Below are 21,903 nucleotides of genomic sequence, written 5' to 3'. Positions count from 1 at the left end.
GTGAGCGGTTTTTTTGCTTTTAATCGGAGAGATTAGAAGTGGAAAGTACCGTTAATACCGAAAGAGTCAGCACCGTCAGTAGTTGTGTAGTTAACGCCAGCTGCAATTGCAGGGGTAAAGAATTTTTGAGTACGAACACTAAAAATAGTATCTGATTCATCAGCAGTAGAGTCAGCAAAAGAAACACCAACGCTAAGTGTAGGATCAATATAAAGATCAGCAGCTAAACGATAAGCAGTTTCATCACCGAAATATGTTACTCCCTCGAAATTAGTAAAATGATTACCAATTTGAGTCACATATTTAGCTCGCAAAGAAACAGCGGTGTCTTCACCTACAGCTACACCGTAACCAAGGGTGCTAGCAAATCCAATTTTAGAAGCAAGCATAGGATCTACACTTTCTTTAGCAACTCCTAGAGCCAACAATAACCCATTAACTGGTAAGTAACCAGCTTCTAAAGAATAGCCAGTAGTGTCATCAGATTCATCATAAGTAAACCCAGGAGCACGTGCGCTAGCTGTATAATCCACTTGGTTTAAACTACCAGAAATATAAAATTGAGAGTTAGGAATAAAGAATTCACCATTAACACCAATAATCTCAAACTCTTCTTCTGCATTAATACCAGCTTCGCTCAATTCATTTTGAGCATTAACGTATCCTAAACCAATATTACTAGCTTTATTTAAAAAGGCAGCTTCAGCTAGAGGAGCATTTTTAGTATTTACGGTATTTAAGTAGTATTTACCGTTAACAAAAAATAAATCCCCATCAGAGTCAAGTTCAAATCCACCTAGATTATTTTCAAAGTCAGTGTTTTCATACCCAACATTAAGTTCAGTTTGGTAAGCATGTGCAGTTCCCAGGCCAGCAAGAAGTGCTGTAGCAAGAGCAAGTTTCTTAAGCATTTAGGTTTCTCTCTTTGTTATAAAAATATGACTGTTTGATGAACAGTTGTAACAAATTGTACAGTTTATATCCGCCCCGTCAATGTGTAAAAACTACCTAAATGCTTGTTAAGAGTGCAATAAAAAAACCCATCCGAGGATGGGTTTCTATGCATGACTAACTTTTGGTTTTAGATTAGAAGCGGTACTTCGCTGCTACACCAAAGGTATTGTAGTCATTGTTAAACTGTTCGCCAAAGCCGACACGGCCTTCTAAGCTCACTTGCTGGTTAATGAACTTACGTGCATTGATACCAAATTCGCTCTTGTCGGTAATATCATTATTGTGATAATCAGCACCGACACTCAAGGTTTTGTCGATGAAATAATCTGCTGCCAGATTGTATTCATCTAGATCACCAAACGCTGCACCTGCTTCCAGGTTGATATCTTTACCATTGCTTAATGTCGTCACATATTTAGCACGAAGTGTTGGATCTACGCCATCATCATTGTCGTTATCCCAACCTTTCACACCAGCCGCAATCAATAGACCTGGCGCTGGCAGATAACCGACTTCAGCTGCATAGGTGGTTAAATCATTTTCTAGATCATCATTGTCCTGCAGATCATGGCCATTGACGTTACCGCTTAAGTAGAAGTCAGAATTCGGTACGAAGTACTCTGCACCTACGCCATAACGATGCGCTTCAGAATCACCAATTTCATTATATTGATATTGCGCACTCACGTTGCTAGCACGATCAAGGAATGCTGCTTCTGCTAATGGTGCATTACGTGTTTGAACTGGATTGAAGTAATATGTACCATCAACGCCGAAAGAACCGCTAGTTCCACCGTTGTCAGGATCAACCACTCCTGCTGATGCACCAATTTCTGCTTGGTAAGCATGTGCTGCTGTACCAGTCATTGCTATTGCTGAAAGTAGTGCCGAAGCAATCGCTAATTTTTTCATGGTTACTACCCCTCAAATCGTGAGTTAAAAACATTACACTTTTTGTTACAACTTTCAGTCTAGAGCAATTCCAAAGATCGTCAATCAAAGGAAAGTTACAGTAATGTGAATAGCGTAATCTTGTGTAATTTTTGCTGAACAAGTGACTGAATAATAAAATTAAATTTATAATGTAGTGTTTTATTAAAAGTGTGTAGATATTGTGGAATCTATTGAATTCGCTGATTTTTTATACAGGTCAATAAGAAATCCTAAATTATAAAATCAATTGCAAAATTATATTTCGGTCATAAAACGGGGCTAAAAAGCCGATAAAAATTTCGGATAAAAAGACGCAAAAGAGTCTATGAGATGTTGAAAATTGAATGAGGGAAATATAGGTCTAAATGCTCAAGACATTCGAGCCTTAGACTGAATGGATCGTTAAAATAGCGGAAACAGACTGTGCTATAATATCGAGCTAAGAATTTTGTGCCTAATTTTGATTGAGAGTAATTCACGTGGAAATTAATCCGTATCTAAACCAATTAAAAGACTTAAACGAACGTGGTCAAACACTACGGGGGTATCTTTGACTACGATCTGAAAAAAGAGCGTTTAGAAGAAGTCCTGCGTGAATTAGAAGATCCAACCATCTGGAATGACCAGAGTCGTGCCCAAGCGATGGCCAAAGAGAAAGGCGAGCTTGAAAATGTATTAAATGTGCTGGATCGCTTAAGTACCCAGCTTGAAGATGCACAGGCTTTGCTTGATCTGGCGGTTGAAGCGGATGATGAAAGCTTGCTAGAAGATGTACAGGCTGAACTGAGCACGGCTGAAGAAGAACTGGCCAAGCTTGAATTCCGCCGTATGTTCAATAATCCGATGGATCCAAATCCTTGCTATCTGGAAATTCAAGCTGGTTCAGGCGGTACAGAAGCACAGGACTGGGCGTCTATGTTGCTACGTATGTATCTACGCTGGATTGAACGTCATGGCTTTAAAGCAGAAGTGATGGAAGAATCTGATGGCGATGTTGCCGGGATTAAATCTGCGACGATTCGTGTGGAAGGTGAGTACGCCTACGGCTGGTTACGTACCGAATCTGGTGTACACCGTTTAGTGCGTAAGTCGCCCTTTGACTCGGGCAACCGTCGTCATACCTCGTTCTCTGCCGTGTTTGTGTCACCGGAAGTTGATGACAATATCGAAATTGAAATCAATCCGTCCGATGTTCGTACCGATACTTATCGTGCATCAGGGGCGGGTGGTCAGCATATTAACAAAACAGATTCTGCCGTGCGTTTAACCCATGCACCGACCGGAATTGTGGTGGCCTGTCAGAACCAGCGTTCACAACATGCCAACCGTGACCACGCCTGGAAGCAGTTACGTGCCAAACTTTATGAGCTCGAGATGAGCAAACGTAACGAAGCGGCACAAGCACTGGAAGATTCCAAGTCTGACATTGGCTGGGGTAGTCAGATCCGTTCTTATGTCCTGGATGATTCACGTATTAAGGATTTGCGTACAGGTGTGGAAAATTCCAATACTGGCGCAGTTCTGGACGGTGATCTGGACAAATTTATCGAAGCAAGCCTGAAACAGGGCCTGTAAGAAATCGTTTAAAAGCTGGCGTAACAAAGCTTGTGCAGATTGTGATTATTATATCTAAAATTTTCGATATATAAATCGAAAAAATACGATATAATGGTCGCACATGGTGAATAAAGTTTCGTTGCGCCACTGATTGTGATGTGCCTATGGACCTTGATCTAATTTTTAAAGCCTTAGCCAATCCGACCCGTCGACAAATTCTGGAGTGGTTAAAATCTCCGGAGCAATATCTGTCTGCGGAAGAGTGTGGTGGCTTTCAACGTGGGGTCTGTGCAGGTCAAATTGAACGTTTGGGCCAGGTTTCCCAGTCCACCATGTCCAATCATTTGTCTGTATTACAGCAGACTGGCCTGATCACTGCGACCAAGCATGGACAGTGGTCATATTTCTCCCGCAATGAAACTTTGATTCAACAATTTATCGAACACCTACAACAACACCTTTAACAGGTGGGAGTAACGATGGCTGAATTAAATTCTCCTTTAACGCTCGGTGCGTTAGAGCTTAAAAACCGTGTCATCATGGCGCCGCTGACCCGTAACCGCGCAACTGCTGATCGCGTTCCAACCCCAATGATGGTTGAGTACTATGCGCAACGTGCAAGTGCTGGCCTGATTATTTCTGAAGCCACAGTGATTTCTGAAGAAGCCAATGGCTATTTAAATACTCCAGGATTGTTTACCGATGCTCAGGTCGAAGGCTGGAAAAAGGTTACTCAAGCGGTTCATGAGAAGGGCGGTCTGATTGTTGCCCAGCTTTGGCATGTTGGTCGTGTATCGCATCCGGATCTGTTAAATGGTGAAACACCAGTCTCTGCAAGTGCAGTACAACAGGCGGGTCATGTCAGCTTGTTACGTCCAAAACGTCCTTATGTGTTGCCGCGTCCGCTGGAAATTTCGGAAATTCATGCCATTACCGAGCAATATAAGCAAGCCGCGATTCGTGCTAAAGAAGCCGGTTTTGATGGTGTTGAATTACATGCTGCCAATGGTTATCTGATTGACCAGTTCTTGCAAAGCAAAACCAATCAGCGTGAAGATGAATACGGCGGTTCAGTGGAAAATCGTACACGTTTCCTGCTAGAAGCAACTGATGCACTGATTGAAGTATGGGGCGCAGATCGTGTAGGGGTGCATTTTGCGCCGCGTTGTGATGACCATGACATGGGCGACAATGATCCACGTGAAACATTTGGCTATGCCATGGAGCAGCTGGGTAAGCGCAAGATTGCCTTCTTCTTTACCCGTGAATATCTGGCAGAAGACAGTATTTCTGAATATATGAAACAGCGCTCAAATGGAGTGCCTTATATTGCCAATATGCAATTAAGTCGTGAAGATGCCATTGAATTACTGGCTTCAGGCAAGGCTGATGCGGTGGCTTTTGGTAAGGCGTATATTGCCAATCCGGATCTATACGAACGTCTGCTCGAAGATGCGCCGCTGAATGAACTGAAGCTGGAAAATATGATCGGAACCAATGTCGCGGAAGGCTATATTGATTATCCGACATTGGCTGAAGCAGAAGCTTTAACTACAGTAGAATAATCTAAAAATGAGCCACATTGATTAACATGTTGATGTGGCTCTGCTATATTCTGCCCATTGAATCTTTGGACAGGGGCGCAATGTGGCCACTCCATTTTGGTATAACGCAGCCTTGGCGCTGGTTAAACCCTTATATCAATCGCGTGTCCGTAAACGTGCGACCGATCCTGAACAATTACAACAAGAACTGACAGAACGTTTCGGCCCGTTTCAGCCACCCAAAAACCTGCATGCCATCTGGTTTCATGTGGTGTCGGTGGGTGAAACCAATGCTGCCCAACCGTTAATTGAACATTATTTAAAACTTGGCCATCCGGTGCTGGTCACCAATACCACCAAAACCGGTCAGGCACGCGCTAAATCACTTTTTTTAAAAGCGCCTTATCTCGATTTGTTTCAAGCCGTGTATTTGCCTGCTGACCAGAAAACTTTAATTCGTGAATTTTATCAAAAATATCAGCCGAAACTTTTATTGCTGATGGAAACTGAACTTTGGCCGAATCTGCTGGATCAGGCACCCCAGTTTAATGTGCCAAGTGTATTGTTGAATGCGCGTCTGTCCGAAAAATCCGCCAAAGGCTATGCCAAGGTCAAAGGTTTGACTAGAGGCATGCTCAAGAATTTAACTAGTCTTTTGGCACAGGATACAGCCACCCAGCAACGTTATATCCAGTTGGGAATCGCAGCCGAAAAAACCCAGGTTTTGGGTAATATCAAATTTGATATTACTGCGCCCGAGCGCTTTATCAAGCAGGCAGATCAGTTAAAACAGGAGTGGCAGTTAGGAGGGCGAAAGATCATCACGTTAGCTAGTACTCATGCTCCTGAAGAAAAAGAAATTCTGAGTGCTTTAAAAGCTGCTTTAGAGGCTGATCCCAAGTTGGTCTGTATTGTGGTGCCGCGTCATCCGGAACGTTTTGATGAGGTATTTCAGGCCGCACAGTCTTTGGGATTAAAAATCCAGCGTCGTAGTCTAGGGCAACGTATTGAAGCAGATACCCAAGTTTATCTGGCCGATTCGATGGGTGAAATGTGGCTCTGGTATGCTTTGAGCCAGGCCTGTTATGTCGGTGGTTCGTTGAACGAGCCAGGTGGTGGACATAATATTCTGGAGCCGATTGCGCTGAATGTGCCGACTGTTTTAGGCAAAAACTATTTTAATTTTCAGACGATCGTAGATGAGTTTGTTCAGGCAGACGCAGTCGCAGTGGTGCAGGATGCCCAGCAGGCTACAGATATATTACTGGAACTTTTACGAGATCAGGTCAAGGCGGAAAATTTGAATGCAGCAGCGCAGCAAATTATGCAGTTAAATACGGGATCGCTTGCTAAGCATATTCAGGTGATTGATCAGTATCTCTAAGTGTGTGCTAGTCATACTCTCCAATCTACCTTTCTGGGATAACTGGTCATTTGTAGAGGAGTTCTACTTTTAAGGGATTAAAAGTAGCAAAAATCCTTTGCGGTACTGAAGGTACTTCCTGTACCTCAGTACCGCGGGCGGCATCCTTGCCGCCGGTCTAAATAGTGGATGTCGTCTGAGATTCTAATAAGGTTTTTTTAGTATCTGCAGTTTTGGTCATAATCCTATTCTAAATTTTTTTGGTTTCTTTTAATTTTATGAATATCGTCCTGCTTGATCCACGTCAAACCGAAACTGAACTTTGGTCCATTACCTCAACTCGGCAACTGGAACATTTACAGCAACATCTACAGATTCAGGTGGGAGATACATTAAAAGTCGGAATTCGGGAAGGTCAGCGTTATCTAACTGAGATTGTCGAAATCTCTGAAAAAGCAGTGCGCTTGAAACCGCTGCAAGAAGAAGCGGTTCCAGAAAAATTGCCAGTGACTTTAATTGTGGCTTTGCCACGTCCGAAAGTGCTGCGCCGTCTGATCATGGACAGTGTCACCTTGGGTGTTGAAAAAATCATTTTACTGCATAGCTACCGCGTCGATAAAAGTTATTGGCAAACTCCATTTTTACAGCAGTTAAATCATTTTATCGAGCTGGGACTGGAACAGGCAGGGGATACCGTTGCTCCGGAAATCGAGCTGTATAAACGCTTTAAACCCTTTGTTGAAGATATCTTGCCAGGATTGATTCGTACGGATGGTCCGGCTTATGTGGCACATCCTTATGCAAAGCAGGCGATGCCATTTGCGATTGAGCATCCCTGTACGATTGTTATTGGTCCGGAAGGCGGATTTATTCCTTATGAAGTTGATTTACTCATAAAAAACGGCTGCCAGGCTGTGAGCTTGGGCAACCGTATTATCCGTACAGAAACTGTGATTCCTTATGTTTTAGGTCGACTGTTTAGCACGTGCTGAAGCTTCTTCATTGCCCTCACCACGATAGACTTTAACTTCCTGTACCGGATAAGGAATCGAAATATTATGCTCGGCAAAAGCCTGAATCACCCGTTCCTGCACCGCACTGATTGAAGTTCCGGTGCCGGTTTCAGTGGTATCGACCCACCAGAAGGCTTTTAGGGTAATAGAAAAGTCAGCCAGCGCCGTGACATTGACACTAAAGCCAGGCTGGCTCAGGATGGTTGGATCTTTATCTAAAATAGCGGTGATCAGGTCCTTGGCTTTCTGGATGTCATCTTCATAGCCGATACCAACCACGAATTCGCAGCGGCGACGGGTATAGGCAGTATTCACCGTGACCGCACTGGTGTAGACCGTTGCATTCGGAATTACAATACGACGGCCATCCGGTGAGCGTAAAAAGGTCGCACGAATTTGGATATCTTCAACCGTCCCTTCCATGCCATTCACGATAATATCGTCGCCAATCTTGAACGGTTCACTGAGCAGAATTAACACGCCAGAAAGCAGGTTCTGGAAAATATCCTTGAAGGCAAAACCGATCGCGACCGAACCAATTCCGAGGGCACTCATCAGCTGACCCGGGGTAAAGCCAGGAACCGCAATCACCAGTCCAATCAGAATACCAAAGAAAATAATAAAGGTACTGCCGACACGGTTGAGTACCAACACCAGATTCTGGCGGGTATAAGAACGGTTTTCCAAAGTTTTACGTACGAAAAACTTGAAGACTTTGGAGAGTAACCAGAAAATCGTAATCACGATCAGTGCGATACAGAAATAAGGCACACGTTCCCAGAAACCTTCCATGATCTTGTCAATGGTGCTGTAGGCATCATTATACTTGGCGGTATGTTCAATCACGGTCTGGGTCGTTTTTTCAGTTGCCTGATGTAACAACTCCGTGGTGCCCTCAGTTACCTGGCTTAAGGTATTGTTTTGCTCTGCCACAAAAATTCCACAATTCAAATTTTGCCTATTTTGCCTGATGTTTAGCAAAAAATTAATAAGGGCTTGAAGTCACCAGTGGATAATTTTAAAAATAACGGCGCTGTTGTTAAAAGTATTTGGTGGTTTTTTGCATCATTTCAGTAGGGGTAGGTGTTTGTTCTTCACCGCTCATATAACTGAATAAAGCGATAGATCCCAACAAGCTAAGCAGGGTCAGGATAATCATCAGCCAGGCCAGAATTTTTTCCCAGAGCAAGGTCATCCGTGCCGGACCATACTGATTACTGCCTCGATCGCCCGAACCAAAAACGATATAAAGCCATACAAAAATGTTGACTAGCGGCAGTAAAAATAATAGCGCCCACCAGCCACTGCGGTTCATATCATGCAAACGGCGAACAGTCACCACTAAAGCGAAATACACATAGACCAGAACCATGACCAGTACACCGATACTGGCCAAGCCTTGCAATGAAATCAGCCAGTTGGGATCCATGGAGTGGATAGAAATATTCACTATATCAATGCTGAGACCCAGTGCAATACTACCAAATAAAAAGATGAAATACAGAAATGCCGACCAGGCAATAAAGCTCAAACGTCCGAAGCGGCCTTTCATTGACAGGGGATGATCGGTTGCAGGCAGCGCAGGCGGGTTAAAGTAGGGAGATTCAGGCGATTTCATAAAGTGTATCCTGCTAAATCAGATGAAATAACCACAAGCGGTCAATTTTATTTTTAAAGGGCTGTGCTACAGATCATACACAGTTGCGCAGAAGATTCTGTACTGTAAGTTGTGGTTTATTTTGATTGAATTTGTATAAATAATCTACGACGAAAGCATGATTGCCGGATTTGAAATAAGCAGGCCATACTGCCATTATGCATAAAAAACAATCAACAACGCAGCATTAACCTCTCGTGATGAGATAGAACAAAATCAAGGAAGTGACCTATGCAAGAGATCTATCCAGTACCCGAAGAATTTAAAAAAACAGCACGTACGCTCGAAGACCAGTACTTCGAACGTTATCAGTATTCTATAGAACAGCCAGATAAATTTTGGGCAGAACAGGCGCAACGTCTGGACTGGATCAAGCCCTTTACCCAAGTCAAAAATACCAGTTTTAACAAAGACGATTTTAAAATCGAATGGTTTGCCGATGGTCAGCTCAATGTCAGTGCCAACTGTCTGGATCGGCACCTGAAAGAACATCCTTATAAACCGGCCATCATCTGGGAAGGGGATCATCCTTCGCGGCACAAGATTATTTCCTTTGCCGAGCTGCATGATGAAACCTGCCGTTTTGCCAATGTGCTGAAGAAAAATGGCATCCAGAAAGGCGACCGGGTCATGCTGTATATGCCGATGGTTTCTGAAGCTGCGATTGCTATGTTGGCCTGTGCCCGGATCGGGGCGGTGCATTGCGTGGTATTTGGTGGTTTCTCGCCAGATTCTTTGGCCAGCCGGATTGAAGACTGTCAGGCGAAAATGGTGATTACTGCGGATTCCGGCATGCGCGGCGGTAAGGCCATTCCACTGAAAGCCAATGTCGATGAAGCACTGAAACTGGCGGGTACAGACTCGATTCAAAATGTAATGGTGGTACACCGCACCGGTAACCCGATTGAAATGCAGGAAGGGCGTGATCTGTGGTATCACACAGAAATTATGTCAGTGAATGACATCTGTCCACCGGAACCGATGAATGCCGAAGATCCGCTGTTTATCCTGTATACCTCAGGTTCCACCGGTAAGCCCAAGGGAGTGATGCATACCACTGGCGGTTATCTGACTTATGTTAACTGCACCTTCCGTGAAGCGTTTGATATCAAGCAGGATGATGTATTCTGGTGTACCGCAGATGTGGGCTGGATCACCGGGCATTCCTATGTGCTGTATGGACCACTCTCGAATGGGACCACCACCGTGATGTTTGAAGGGGTCCCGCAATATCCAAGCTGGGCGCGTACTGGACATATTGTTGATAAGCATAACGTGACCATTCTCTATACTGCACCGACCGCGATCCGCGCCATGATGCGTGAGGGCGATGCTTTTGTACGGGAAAGTGACCGTAGCAGCCTGAGAATTTTAGGATCGGTCGGTGAGCCAATTAATCCGGAAGCCTGGAACTGGTACTACACCGTGGTCGGTGAAAGCCGCTGTCCCGTCATCGATACCTGGTGGCAAACCGAAACTGGCGGTTTTATGATTACGCCATTGCCGGGTGCGACTGATTTAAAACCAGGTTCTGCGACACGGCCTTTCTTCGGGGTACAACCGGCTATTGTCGATGCCGATGGCAAGGAACTGGAGGGTGAAGCTGAGGGAAATCTGGTGATTAAGGATTCCTGGCCGGGTCAGATGCGTACCATTTGGGGAGACCCGGAGCGTTTTATTGAAGCTTATTTCTCTACCTATCCCGGTACTTATTTTACCGGAGATGGGGCGCGTCGCGATAAAGATGGTTATTACTGGATTACCGGTCGTGTCGATGATGTCCTGAATGTGTCCGGACATCGTCTAGGTACGGCAGAAATTGAAAGTGCACTGGTGGCGCATGAATCGGTGGCTGAGGCCGCTGTAGTGGGTATGCCGCATGACATTAAAGGTCAGGGCATTTGTGCCTTTGTGACTTTGCAGGCTGATGTTGCCAGTTCAGATCAATTACGTGGAGAACTGGTCAGCTGGGTACGCAAGATTCTTGGTCCAGTGGCTACACCAGACGCCTTGCACTGGGCACCGGCCTTGCCAAAAACCCGCTCCGGCAAAATCATGCGGCGGATCCTGCGAAAAATTGCAGCCGATGAGCTGGATAGTCTCGGAGATACTTCAACCCTGGCTGAACCGCAGGTGGTGGATCATTTGATCGCAGAGGTACAGCGTAATAAAGTTTAAATTCAAGCGGTTCCAATACCGGCATTCTGCCGGTATTTTTATATCAGTCATAAGCTCTGCATGCTTTCGGATATAGGTCAGTACCCTGATCTGCTAGGCTGTTTCCATGCTGAACATGAGTTAAAATAATGAATGCACAATCCCCATATTTAAATCAGTCTCCTGTCGATATTGCCCAGAAACTTGCTGAAATTTTTGCTTTGACTGCAGCAGAGCGGGATCGGCAAGGTGGGAATCCTAAAGCCGAACGTGACCTGATTCGCCAGAGTGGCTTGCTGGGCCTGTCCATTCCAAAACAGTATGGCGGTCAGGAGACAGATTGGCAGACCATTTTTAAAACTATTCAAATTGTAGCCCAAGTCGACAGTTCATTGGCGCATGTCTATGGCTTTCATCATTTGCTGATTGCGACCGTGCAATTATTTTCCCAATCGGAACAATATGGCCCGTGGTTTGAACAGACTGCCCAAAATAATCTATTCTGGGGTAATACTCTAAATCCGCTGGACCATCGCACCACAGTTACAAAAGTTTCAGAAAACGAATATATTTTCCATGGTGATAAAAGCTTCTGCTCAGGTTCGATTGATTCGGATATGTTGCTGTGTTCAGGTTATGACGAAGCAGGAAAATTACTGATAGGAGTGATTCCTACCTGGCGAGAGGGCGTGAGCTTTCTGGGCGACTGGAACAATATGGGCCAACGCCAGACCGACAGTGGTACCAGCCATTTTGAGCAGGTCAAAATTCATGAAGATGAATTGCTGTTAAATCCCGGTCCACTGAGTACGCCATATTCCAGTCTACGGCCTTTGATTGCCCAGCTGATTTTTGTGCATCTGTTTTTGGGCGTGGCAGAAGGGGCATTTGACGTCGCCAAGCAGACCGTACAAACCCAAAAAGCCTGGTCCAAATCACTGGCAGACGATGCAGTGAATGATCCTTTTATCCAGAAGCATTTTGCCGAGTTTTATGTACAACTGGAAAGTGTACGCTTACTGGCAGATAAAGCGGTTCAGACTTTACAGGCAGCCTGGGAGCTTGGGAATGATTTAACAGCTGAGCAGCGCGGTGAAGTCTCAGTTGCCATTGCCACAGCCAAAATTGCCGCAACCAATACCTCTCTCTATATTACCCAGAATATTTTCCAGGTGATGGGTGCGCGGGCCACCATGGCCAAGCTCAATCTTGACCGTCTCTGGCGCAATGTCCGCACCCAGACCTTGCATGACCCGATCGATTATAAATATCAGGAAGTGGGGGAATGGGTGCTGACTGGAAAAGTGCCTGATCCGAGTTTTTATTCCTGATCTAAAAATAAAACAGCCTCTTTATCGGAGGCTGTTTTATTCGGGATGAAAAAGTTTGGTTTTAAATTTGCTTAAACGCTTCAATCGCTCTTACACGAGAGGCTTTTAAATCCACAATCGGTTTTGGATAATCCAGTGCAAGATCCGGATTTTTGGCATAAGGTTCATGAATAAATTTAGCATTCAGATGCGCCAGTTCCGGCACCCATTGACGGATATAATCCCCATTCGGATCAAACTTTTGTGACTGGCTGACCGGGTTAAAAATCCGGAAATAGGGCACGGCATCCATGCCGGTCGAAGCACACCATTGCCAGCCGCCATTGTTCGCTGCCAGATCACCATCAATCAGCTGCTGCATGAACCAGCTTTCTCCCAAGCGCCAGTCTATTAGCAGGTTTTTACACAGGAACATTGCAGTAATCATGCGCACCCGGTTATGCATCCAGCCAGTAGCCTGCATTTGCCGCATACCGGCATCGACAATCGGAATCCCGGTGTGTCCTTGTTGCCAGGCAGCCAGATCTTCAGGTGCATTACGCCACTGGATATTATCGGTATTTTCCTTAAAAGGCCGATGTCTGGATACACGGGGAAAATCAAACAGGGTATGCAGATAAAACTCGCGCCAGAGCAGTTCATCCAGCCAGGTCTGCTGACCGATATCATCAATCTGGAAATAACCGTCCTTAAACAGGATCTGCATACATTGACGGATCGAGAGAATACCGATATTCAGATATGGTGACAGGCGGCTGGTACCATCGACTGCAGGTAAATCACGCTCGGTTTTATAGTGAGCCATTTTCTCCTCGATAAAATCATCGAGCAGCTCTAAGGCAGCTTGATCCTGCGCAGGCCAGAACTGGGCAACATGATCGACCTTATAATCAACTGCAAATTTTCCCAGATCAAAGCTGGTCAGTTGAGCTGGTAATTCAAGCGGATCTTGAGGCTGAATGGCGGGATAGCAGCCCGGTATATCCTGAATCAGTCGTTCATAGCATTTTTTCTTGAATGCGCTATAGACCTGATAGGGTTGATTGGACTGATTACGGATACTGGTCAGTGGAAATAGGCTGCGATCATGATACAGCTCGACCCGGATCTGCTGCTGTTCCAGCATCTGCTGTAGCTGTGCATCACGTTGCAGTTCATTGACACCCACCTCAATATTGGCATGTAGCGTATCAATCTGCAGTATTTGGCACAGGCTTCGCATTTCAGCAGGCAGGTCTTGCCATAAGGGAATATTTAAAATGATAAATGGAATATTCAACTGCGCTAACTGCTGCTTTAAAACGTCGAGGCGGCGCAGATAAAAATCGATTTTAATCCGGGCATCCTGATGCAGCTTCCATTGTTCGGGAGAGAGCACCACCAGTGCTATACAGCTGCCTTGCTGGGTGGCATGCCAGAGCGCGGCATGATCATGAATGCGGAGGTCTTGACGAAACCAGATCAGTTGCATTGTTAAAATTCTTGGAAAGTCGTTAGTGCAGAATTTTAAGGAATTGATGGTCTTAAACCTAGCCAGACAACAATTTTATCACATAAAAAAATCCCCCAAGCCGAGCCTTGAGGGAGGGAGTGAATCTGCTGAGATTTATTTGAATAATTATACGGGCTCAGCTTCTTCTTGCTGCACAGGCGTTGCTTGTTGTGCTTCAAGCTCACGGACCAAAGGCAGCACCTTCTGGCCAAAATATTCGACTTCTTCAATAAAGTGCAGGAAGCCTGACAGAATCAAATCTACGCCAACTTTTTTCAGTTCGATAATCCGTTCAGCAATCTGCTGCGGTGTCCCGATCAGATTAGTGCGGAAACCATCATTGTATTGCACCAGATCTTCAAAGGTGGATTGGGCCCAGTTGCCTTCACCTTCCTGACTTGCTGCGCCGGCTTCACGGGTGGCTTCACCAAAAGATTTCACCGCCTGCACATTGGCCTTGCTAATAATTTCCTGCAATACGGCCTGGGCTTCTTCTTCGCTATCGCGTGCAATCACAAAGGCATTTACACCAATTTTCACCGAGTGGTTGTTGGCCTTGGCTTTTTCACGAATATCATCGATCTGTTTTTTCAGTTCTTCCGGGGTATTGCCATTGGTAAAGTACCAGTCAGATACACGGGATGCCATATCACGTGCTGCCCGGGAACTGCCGCCCTGAAAGATTTCAATATGCGGTTTTTGTAACGGTTTAGCACTTAAGGTATAGTCTTTGAATTGATAATATTTACCTTCAAAATTAAAGTTGTTTTGGGTCCAGACCCCTTTCAGGCTACGGATAAACTCTTCCGAACGGGCATAACGCTCATCATGTTCCGGCCATTCTTCCCCAATGGCATCAAACTCACCGCGGAACCAGCCACTGACCACATTGATCGCAATCCGGCCATTGCTCAGATGGTCAATCGTCGCCAGTTGTTTGGCAGCCAGTGCCGGCTTCCAAGGACCCGGCAGAATCGCGGCAATGACTTTCAGGCGTTCAGTTTTGGCCAGAATACCATGACTGAAACTCACCGATTCATGCTGGCCTTCTGCATTATAGCCGGCAGTAAAACGGATCTGGGTCAGAGCATAATCAAAGCCTGCCTGTTCAGCGGTTTGTGCCAGACGCACGTTATAGTCATAGCTCCAGTCGGTGCGCTGCTCGATGTTACTGACCACCAAGCCACCACTGACATTCGGTACCCAATAGGCAAATACGATATTTTTATCATTCGACATATTCATCACCCTCTGCAATGCAGTGTTCAAGCCACTTGAGTCTTTGGTGCTTTTTTGCTATGTAAACGCGATTCTGCGGCATCCAGGCTCGGCACGGCTGCAGAAGGTAATACTTCTTCTTGTTCGATCTGCTTGTTAATGCCCAGATTTTGACTGGCTTGAATGGTTTTTTCTTTAATGACCTCAGCACGTTGTCCCTTGGCCGGTGCCCATTCCAGAATCGGCAATGCACGCGCCACAGCCAGAGTAATCCGGTCGCGGAGCAATTCACTGTGAATGGTATATGCAGGGGTGAAATCGCTGTCGGTGGCATAGACCCCAATCGGTAAAGTTTGTGCCTGGAAGAAGCTGAATAATGGACGCAGTTGATGTTCAAGCACCAGCGCATGACGGTCACTGCCACCGGAAGCCGCCAGTAATACCGGAACATCGACCAGCGCCGTTTGCTCGACAAAGTCAAAGAAATGCTTGAACAGGCCGGTAAATGAAGCGCGGTAAACTGGAGTGCCGACAATCAGCGCATCTGCGGCTTCTACGGCTGCCAGATCATCCTGAACACGTTGCGGCAACTGATTGCGGTAAATCGCGCCGCCCAAAAGCGAACCAATTTCGCTAAATTTAATGAAATGTACATTGATTGGTGTCGCTTCCCCAAGCTCATCCAGAATGGCCTGAACCAAGGCTTCGGTTTTTGAGGGATAATTTAAACCGCCAGATACGGCAACAATATTTAAGGGTTTTTGCGCATTAAAATTAGACATATTTAGAACCTGAAAATAGGGATAATCTCGGAATGGCCCTATTAATCCCGATTCAGCGAAGGGCTGTAAAATAACGAAAAGCTGAAAAGTTATCTGATTTTGCGATATACGACAAAGGCCTGATTTTTAAGGAGGGCTTTGTGGATAAGTGAGTGATTTTTATATTTATATTGAATAGAGATAAGCTTTTTCAGTAAGGAATAAGTGATATATAAAAAAGTGATGAGAATTAAACAATTATTGCAATAGTGCAAAAATGGGCAATTTTGAAGAAAAACTGCATATTATTTTAAAAATTGTAGTGTCTTGCATATCCTTAACCGGGTTGTGTGGTTAGAATAGGGGCTACCGTGCCAAGATCTCTCTCACGTTGCCTATGAATATTTTAATCGTTGATGATCATCCACTATTTCGTCATGCCTTGATTCAAGCTGTACGTTATAGCCTGCCACAAGCCCAGATTCATGAAACTGCGGCAGTCAATGAATTTTATGAACGTCTAGAAAATGGCCCTGAGCCTGATCTTGTGCTGCTGGATTTAAACCTGCCGGGCGCTTCCGGCTTTTCTGCCCTGGTGCATGTCCGCGCACAATATCCGTCTTTACCGATTATTGTCGTGTCTGCACATGAAGAAGTCAGTATCATCCAGCGTGCCATTGCACATGGTGCGATGGGCTATATTCCTAAATCTGCCCATCCAAGTCATATCGGTGAAGCGATTCGTGAAGTGCTGGAAGGTGAAATCTGGTTACCGCCAAATCTGCCAGCCAATATGAACTTTGATCCGCGTGCTGCCGATGAAACGGCTTTGGCAGAACGGATCCAGTCTTTGACGCCGCAACAGTTCCGGGTATTGATGATGGTGGCTGAAGGTTTATTAAACAAGCAGATTGCTTATGAGCTGGATGTATCAGAAGCGACGATTAAAGCGCATGTGACTGCAATCTTCCGTAAGCTTGGCGTACAAAACCGCACACAAGCGGTATTGGCCATCAATGCACTGAATATTGAAGACCGTAAAATGTAAGTTCTGCATAACCGAATTGAAAAAGACCTCCAAGGAGGTCTTTTTTTATGGGCGAAATCTGCAAAATTGAGTGAAAAGACATGAATCAGCTAGGCGATATAATCCTGCTTGCGAGTGAAATCATCGCAAAACAATGGATTTAAGGCACATTGCAATTCGTCAATCTGCTCTTCGGTGACATAACCTTTCGATTTCAGATATTCCGCCACGCGATCATCACGCAGACTCAGGAAAGTCGCATCATAAACACCGAGATCGACAAACAGCGCTGCAGTTTCCAGACTGTTAAAACGATCCAGATAAACGTCATTGTCATACATCAGGAAGACATGTTCGTCGCGCGTATTCGGGTCGACATGTAAACGCTGCGCCAGTTCATGTGGACAGGTTTTGATAAATAACAGATCAGACAGCTCATCAAATTGGCTGGTGTCCAGACAATCTTCTTCATTTTTGACTTTACCCAGCCAGGCCTTAAAGACCAGTACCGCGCCACCACGCAGCAACATGCTCCAGATCTGATGACGGGTTTTTGCTGGAAGGTCCTCTGTTTCAGCTTCTAAAGACTGAATCAGCTTGTCTTCCTGTTCAGCAATCTTTTCAAATAGTCCCAGACCTTGCGGCTTGTAGGCATAAGGTTCAAAGACATCAAAATGTAATTCATCAAAGACTTGCAGTGCCAGGGGTACTGCACTCTGATACAGCGTTTCCAGTGCCTGATACTGGGCATCATTCAGCTTGCTGTATTTAAAGATCTGTGCCCAGTCAATGCTTGGCAATAAGGCGTTGGCGCCATATTGACGGTGAAACTGCTGGGTCTGATTCAGGCCCTGGTTTTGATCTATGTTCATGTGAAGAACTCCGATATGCAGAAATAGATCAGCGACCAAAAAAATTAAGGCTACATGAGATGGAAACTGATCGTTTCTTATTCCTCTATTTTTAGAGCCAAGTACAAGGGATAAAAATACGACTAAAGTTATAGTAGTGGAAAATTACTCTTTAATTTTTATTAAAAACAATAAGATAATTAATTGTAACTAAGTGTACACATGTACATTAATACATTCGTCAGTTTTTGCCATAGTGAATTAAAAAATGAGCATTTTGGTCAATTTATTCAGCTGTATTTTCGGCATATTTGCTGCTTTTAGCACATTAGAATAAATTTTATGCAAGCTAGGTAAGTTTATGTGGCAGTTGAGTATAAAAAATGCCCATTTCAGGGTGTGAAATGGGCATTGATCAGATCGTTATCTACTTAGGAGTCGGAAATTTTCAGTCCAGATAACCATGAACGTAATGAGGCCGGTTTCAGCGGTTTTTTCAGCAGAACAATGTTTAGCTCTTTTAGACGTTGCGGCAATTCCGGATCGGAATCGGCGGTAATCAACGCGACCGGAATATCCTTCGAACGATGTTCCAGAATGAAATCCAGACCGATCTTGTCCTGATTCAGATGTTGATCCACCAGCCAGACCTGAATATTTTCCTGCTGAATCAGCATGGCTGCTTGTTCAGGTTCAGTGGCTTTAAACACCTGATAACCCCATTTGGTCAATAAGGTCGACATGCCTTCCAGAATGGTTTCATCATTATCCAGACATAGAATCTTAAAGGCTTTGCTCTTTAAAGGTACGGCCTGAACCGGTGCTGCGACCACTTTCGGTGCTTCGATCACAGGCACTTCAATCATAAAGCAGGAACCTTTACCCAGCGCAGAAGACACATGTACCGGATAGTCCAGCATGCTGGTCATGCGTTGTACGATCGCCAAACCTAGGCCCAGACCCTGTTCACCCCAAGGCGAGGTGTGGCCGCAACGTTCAAATTCCTGAAACAGTTTGATGCGCTGTTCTTCGGCAATGCCCGGGCCAGTATCCCAGACGCCAATACGGATATGATTCGGTCTGCTGCTCGAACGTAATACACCGACCACCACTTTACCTCTGGCAGTATAACGCAACGCATTGCTGACAAAGTTCTGGATAATGCGGCGAATCCATTGTGGATCGGTATCAATCCAGAACTGTGCATCATGCACACTGAACTTGATACCACGCTGTGCAGCGATGGATTTGAACTGGAGTTCCAGATCGCTGAGCAGGTCATGCAGCGGATAAGCCTGACGTTTCGGCTGAATGGTGCCGCCTTCCAGTCGGGCAATATCCAGCAGGGCAGACAACATGCTTTCTGCACCATGCAAAGCACGATCCAGTTGTTGTAAGGTCTTGCGGTCTTCATCATTCTGCACGCTTTGTTCGAGTGCGGTACTGAACAGGCGCGCGGCATGCATTGGCTGCAACAGGTCATGACTGGCGGCTGCAATGAAGCGGCTTTTTGACATATTGGCCTTATCGGCCTGTTCACGCGCCAGTTGCTGCTCGGACAATGCATCGGCCAGCTGCTGGGTACGGTCCTGAACGCGGGCTTCAAGCACGGCTTCATTTTCACGGAAGGCAGTAATATCGGCGAAAGTGGTAACGAACCCGCCGCCTTCGATCGGATTGCCGCGCATCTGAATGACGCGGCCATCTTTACGAATCCGTTCAAATTCATGGGCACTGCCGACCTGCATCCAGTGAATCCGTTTCCGTACATGTTCTTCAACCGAGCCCGGGCCACATTCACCACGTTCAGCGTTATAACGGATCAGGTCTGCGATTGGACAACCGACATAGACAATATCGGTCGGATAATCGAACAGTTTCAGATACTGATTGTTCCATGCGACCAGACACATGTTTTCATCGACTACGCTGACCCCTTGGGTCATGTGATCAATCATGGTCATGATCAGATTCTGATTGAAGCGTTGCCATTGCGAGGCCTGATCGAGAATATTGGCGACCTGACCCAAGGCCAGGCCATTATTGACCATGGCGGTAGTAAGCAGGGTACGTGCTGAAGCTGCCCCGATAGTCCCCGCCAGATACTGTTCAGTGAAACGCCACCACATGCCATTGGCACTGCTGTTTTCATTCAGCTCAACGCTGTTTTGGGTACAGAATTGCTGGAAAGCGCGTGTGGTTGGGCCTTCGCCGGTAATGCGTTTGGCCAGGGTAATCAGATCGCCGACTTTTAAACGGGCAACATCCTGATGCGAATAGCTGACCTCGGTAGAAGGACTCTGCGAGGGTAGTGGCTTGGTTTCATAATAGAAGAAACTTTCGGCCTGAATCTGTTCGGCAATACTTGGGCGGAAAATACGGGAAATCCAGATATACAGTAGGGTATTTAAGCCCAGTGCCCAAACTACGCCATGCGTCAGTGGATCAAAAGACTCAAAACCGATCAGGGCTTCCGGTCTTAACCAGTTCCAGCCAAAAGGCCCTTGATTCAGCAAGCTTTGGCTAAAGCTGCTATAGGCTTCTGGCAGGCTTCGCAAAATGGTTGGAAACAGCAGGGTATAAGCCCACAAGGCAAAACCAGTCAGGAGTCCAGCATAGACACCCTGTTTACTACCGCCACGCCAGTACAGGCCACCGATCAGGGCAGGGGCGAATTGTGCCACCGCACTAAATGCCAACAGACCAAAAACCGACAACTGGTCAATATCATTAAAGAAATTGAAGAACAGGAAGCCCATCAACATCACGCCCAGAATACAGACCCGGCGGGTAAATTTCAGCACCAGCGGCAAGCGTTTGTCATGCCGGGAAATCAGCTTTAAACGCCACAACGCCGGCATGATCAGGTCATTGCTGAGCATGATTGACAGTGCCACGGAAGACACCAGCAGCATCCCGGTAGAGGCAGAGAAACCACCCAGAAATGCCAATAAGGTTAACCAGTCCTGATTATAGCTAAGTGGTAAGGACAGGACCGCCACATCCGGAATGGCCAGATATTGCGGTGCAGCATGTAGCGCCCAGCTGGCAATTGGAATAATCGCCAAGGTAGTCAGAATCAAATAAACTGCAAACCAACGCCGCGCACCACGAATATGTTTTTCATCACGTAGCTCAACCACAGCTACATGGAACTGACGCGGCAGGCAGATAATGGCCAGTGCCGCGAGCAGGGTCTGAATCCAGAAACTTTGTGGCACGCCAAACAGTTGTACATCATGAAAAGTAGTGCTGATATCGCTACTGATCTGTGCCAGATTTTCTGGTGCTTCAAACATAAAGAAACAGGCAACTGCCAGCAGGGCGAAGAGTTTGACAAAAGACTCAAATGCCACGGCCAGCATCAGGCCGCCATGCTGTTCAGTATTGGCAATCTGCCGGGTACCAAACATCATCGCCAGTATTGCCAGAACCCCAGTCAGAAACAGTACGCCATTGGTCGTGCCTGTTACCCCTGCGGAAGGTTCCAGAATGACGGCGGCACTTAAGGCAATCGCACGTAACTGCAAGGCCAGATAAGGCACAATGGCGACCACCGCCAGAATGGTCACCAGGGATGCCAGTGGGCCACTTTTACCATAGCGTGCAGCGACAAAGTCCGCGATTGAGGAAATGGCATGATGCTGGCGTACCCGTCCCAGACGGCGCCAGATATCGTAGCCCACAGCCACGAATAACAGCGGGCCCAGATAGATCGGCAGGAAAATAATGCCTTCACGTACCGCCGCACCAGTGGCCCCGTAAAAGGTCCAGGAGGAACAGTACACTCCTAAAGTTAAACTGAACAATAACATGCGCCCACGGGTACTCAGCCGGCTGGCATGTTTTTCTCCGTAAAAAGCGCAGATAAAGAGTAATGCGATATAGAGGGCAAGTACCCCTATGATGAGCCAACTGTTCATATAGCCTGATGTGTGCTGAGCATGCCGCTATGATAGCGCATCATGAACGCTGCAGTTTAAATTGATCATTTTTTAACGACCAAAGTCTAAATTACAAGCACATACGAATCTTGTTAACTTGT

The 21,903-nt window shown here is 45.9% G+C and carries 17 protein-coding genes; 8 read left to right on the top strand and 9 right to left on the bottom strand.

All coding sequences use genetic code 11. The features are described 5' to 3' along the window. Window positions 1-32: 32 nt before the first annotated feature. Together NI455_RS04010 and NI455_RS04005 are read right to left on the bottom strand one after the other, a co-directional pair. Window positions 33-911: a putative porin gene (locus NI455_RS04010; RefSeq protein WP_253112548.1), complete on the bottom strand. Its 879-nt coding sequence runs from the start codon at window positions 909-911 to the stop codon at window positions 33-35. Between the two features lie 175 nt (window positions 912-1,086). After that, the gene (locus tag NI455_RS04005) at window positions 1,087-1,866 is read right to left on the bottom strand and encodes a putative porin (RefSeq protein ID WP_004647252.1); all 780 of its coding nucleotides are present in this window, start codon (window positions 1,864-1,866) and stop codon (window positions 1,087-1,089) included. 500 nt (window positions 1,867-2,366) lie between these two features. Between NI455_RS04005 and prfB the strand changes: the two genes are divergently transcribed. The 5 genes from prfB (at window position 2,367) to NI455_RS03980 (ending at window position 7,343) form a co-directional block, all read left to right on the top strand. Beyond that, window positions 2,367-3,462, top strand: a protein-coding gene (prfB, locus tag NI455_RS04000) for a peptide chain release factor 2 (protein WP_101627160.1) whose coding sequence is annotated in 2 segments (ribosomal slippage) — window positions 2,367-2,438 and window positions 2,440-3,462 — 1,095 coding nt in all. Because the reading frame shifts where the segments join, the coding sequence is not laid out codon by codon here. A 146-nt stretch (window positions 3,463-3,608) separates the two neighbouring features. Beyond that, complete coding sequence (locus NI455_RS03995) at window positions 3,609-3,908, top strand: ArsR/SmtB family transcription factor (RefSeq protein ID WP_004281346.1); 300 nt, start codon at window positions 3,609-3,611, stop codon at window positions 3,906-3,908. A 15-nt stretch (window positions 3,909-3,923) separates the two neighbouring features. Next, complete coding sequence (locus NI455_RS03990) at window positions 3,924-5,009, top strand: alkene reductase (protein ID WP_004729181.1); 1,086 nt, start codon at window positions 3,924-3,926, stop codon at window positions 5,007-5,009. 82 nt (window positions 5,010-5,091) lie between these two features. After that, window positions 5,092-6,372: a 3-deoxy-D-manno-octulosonic acid transferase gene (locus NI455_RS03985; protein ID WP_253112547.1), complete on the top strand. Its 1,281-nt coding sequence runs from the start codon at window positions 5,092-5,094 to the stop codon at window positions 6,370-6,372. A gap of 257 nt (window positions 6,373-6,629) precedes the next feature. After that, a complete protein-coding gene (locus NI455_RS03980) occupies window positions 6,630-7,343 on the top strand; it encodes a 16S rRNA (uracil(1498)-N(3))-methyltransferase (RefSeq protein ID WP_253112546.1) in 714 nt (237 codons plus the stop codon). Here NI455_RS03980 and NI455_RS03975 read toward each other — a convergent pair. Together NI455_RS03975 and NI455_RS03970 are read right to left on the bottom strand one after the other, a co-directional pair. Continuing rightward, the gene (locus NI455_RS03975) at window positions 7,317-8,297 is read right to left on the bottom strand and encodes a mechanosensitive ion channel family protein (RefSeq protein ID WP_004281355.1); all 981 of its coding nucleotides are present in this window, start codon (window positions 8,295-8,297) and stop codon (window positions 7,317-7,319) included. The two genes, NI455_RS03980 and NI455_RS03975, sit on opposite strands and share 27 nt — an antisense overlap. A 106-nt stretch (window positions 8,298-8,403) precedes the next feature. Continuing rightward, window positions 8,404-8,982 carry a DUF805 domain-containing protein gene (locus NI455_RS03970; protein WP_253112545.1) on the bottom strand — a complete coding sequence of 193 codons (579 nt, stop codon included), beginning with the start codon at window positions 8,980-8,982 and terminating at the stop codon, window positions 8,404-8,406. Between the two features lie 270 nt (window positions 8,983-9,252). Between NI455_RS03970 and acs the strand changes: the two genes are divergently transcribed. Next, window positions 9,253-11,199, top strand: coding sequence for an acetate--CoA ligase (acs, locus tag NI455_RS03965; protein ID WP_004647260.1), 1,947 nt, complete (start codon window positions 9,253-9,255; stop codon window positions 11,197-11,199). Window positions 11,200-11,327: 128 nt separating this feature from the next. Next, on the top strand, window positions 11,328-12,509 hold the full coding sequence (locus tag NI455_RS03960) for an acyl-CoA dehydrogenase family protein (protein WP_253112543.1): 1,182 nt from the start codon (window positions 11,328-11,330) through the stop codon (window positions 12,507-12,509). A 61-nt stretch (window positions 12,510-12,570) separates the two neighbouring features. Here the strand turns inward: NI455_RS03960 and NI455_RS03955 are convergent, their stop codons facing one another. The 3 genes from NI455_RS03955 to msuE all read right to left on the bottom strand — a co-directional run bounded on the left by NI455_RS03955 (window position 12,571) and on the right by msuE (window position 16,001). After that, window positions 12,571-13,980, bottom strand: a complete 1,410-nt coding sequence (locus tag NI455_RS03955; protein ID WP_253112541.1) for a cryptochrome/photolyase family protein — start codon at window positions 13,978-13,980, stop codon at window positions 12,571-12,573. Window positions 13,981-14,127: 147 nt separating this feature from the next. Further along, window positions 14,128-15,240 carry a dimethylsulfone monooxygenase SfnG gene (gene sfnG, locus NI455_RS03950; RefSeq protein WP_253112538.1) on the bottom strand — a complete coding sequence of 371 codons (1,113 nt, stop codon included), beginning with the start codon at window positions 15,238-15,240 and terminating at the stop codon, window positions 14,128-14,130. A 26-nt stretch (window positions 15,241-15,266) separates the two neighbouring features. Beyond that, a complete protein-coding gene (msuE, locus tag NI455_RS03945) occupies window positions 15,267-16,001 on the bottom strand; it encodes an FMN reductase (protein WP_253112535.1) in 735 nt (244 codons plus the stop codon). Window positions 16,002-16,377: 376 nt separating this feature from the next. Here msuE and NI455_RS03940 point away from each other — a divergent pair, with 376 nt between their 5' ends. Then, on the top strand, window positions 16,378-17,028 hold the full coding sequence (locus NI455_RS03940) for a response regulator (RefSeq protein ID WP_004281370.1): 651 nt from the start codon (window positions 16,378-16,380) through the stop codon (window positions 17,026-17,028). Between the two features lie 89 nt (window positions 17,029-17,117). On the opposite strand, the gene NI455_RS03935 is transcribed toward NI455_RS03940, so the two are convergent. Both NI455_RS03935 and NI455_RS03930 read right to left on the bottom strand, forming a co-directional pair. Beyond that, complete coding sequence (locus tag NI455_RS03935; RefSeq protein WP_253112532.1) at window positions 17,118-17,879, bottom strand: hypothetical protein; 762 nt, start codon at window positions 17,877-17,879, stop codon at window positions 17,118-17,120. A 410-nt stretch (window positions 17,880-18,289) separates the two neighbouring features. Next, window positions 18,290-21,781 (bottom strand): hybrid sensor histidine kinase/response regulator, encoded by a 3,492-nt coding sequence (locus NI455_RS03930; protein WP_005108125.1) that lies wholly within the window; start codon window positions 21,779-21,781, stop codon window positions 18,290-18,292. Window positions 21,782-21,903: the final 122 nt, after the last annotated feature.

It is taken from the genome of Acinetobacter lwoffii, from assembly GCF_024129435.1.
Taxonomy (GTDB): domain Bacteria; phylum Pseudomonadota; class Gammaproteobacteria; order Pseudomonadales; family Moraxellaceae; genus Acinetobacter; species Acinetobacter lwoffii_F.
The sequence above is the reverse complement of the archived record's forward strand: the minus strand, read 5'-3'. Positions and strand labels throughout refer to the sequence as shown.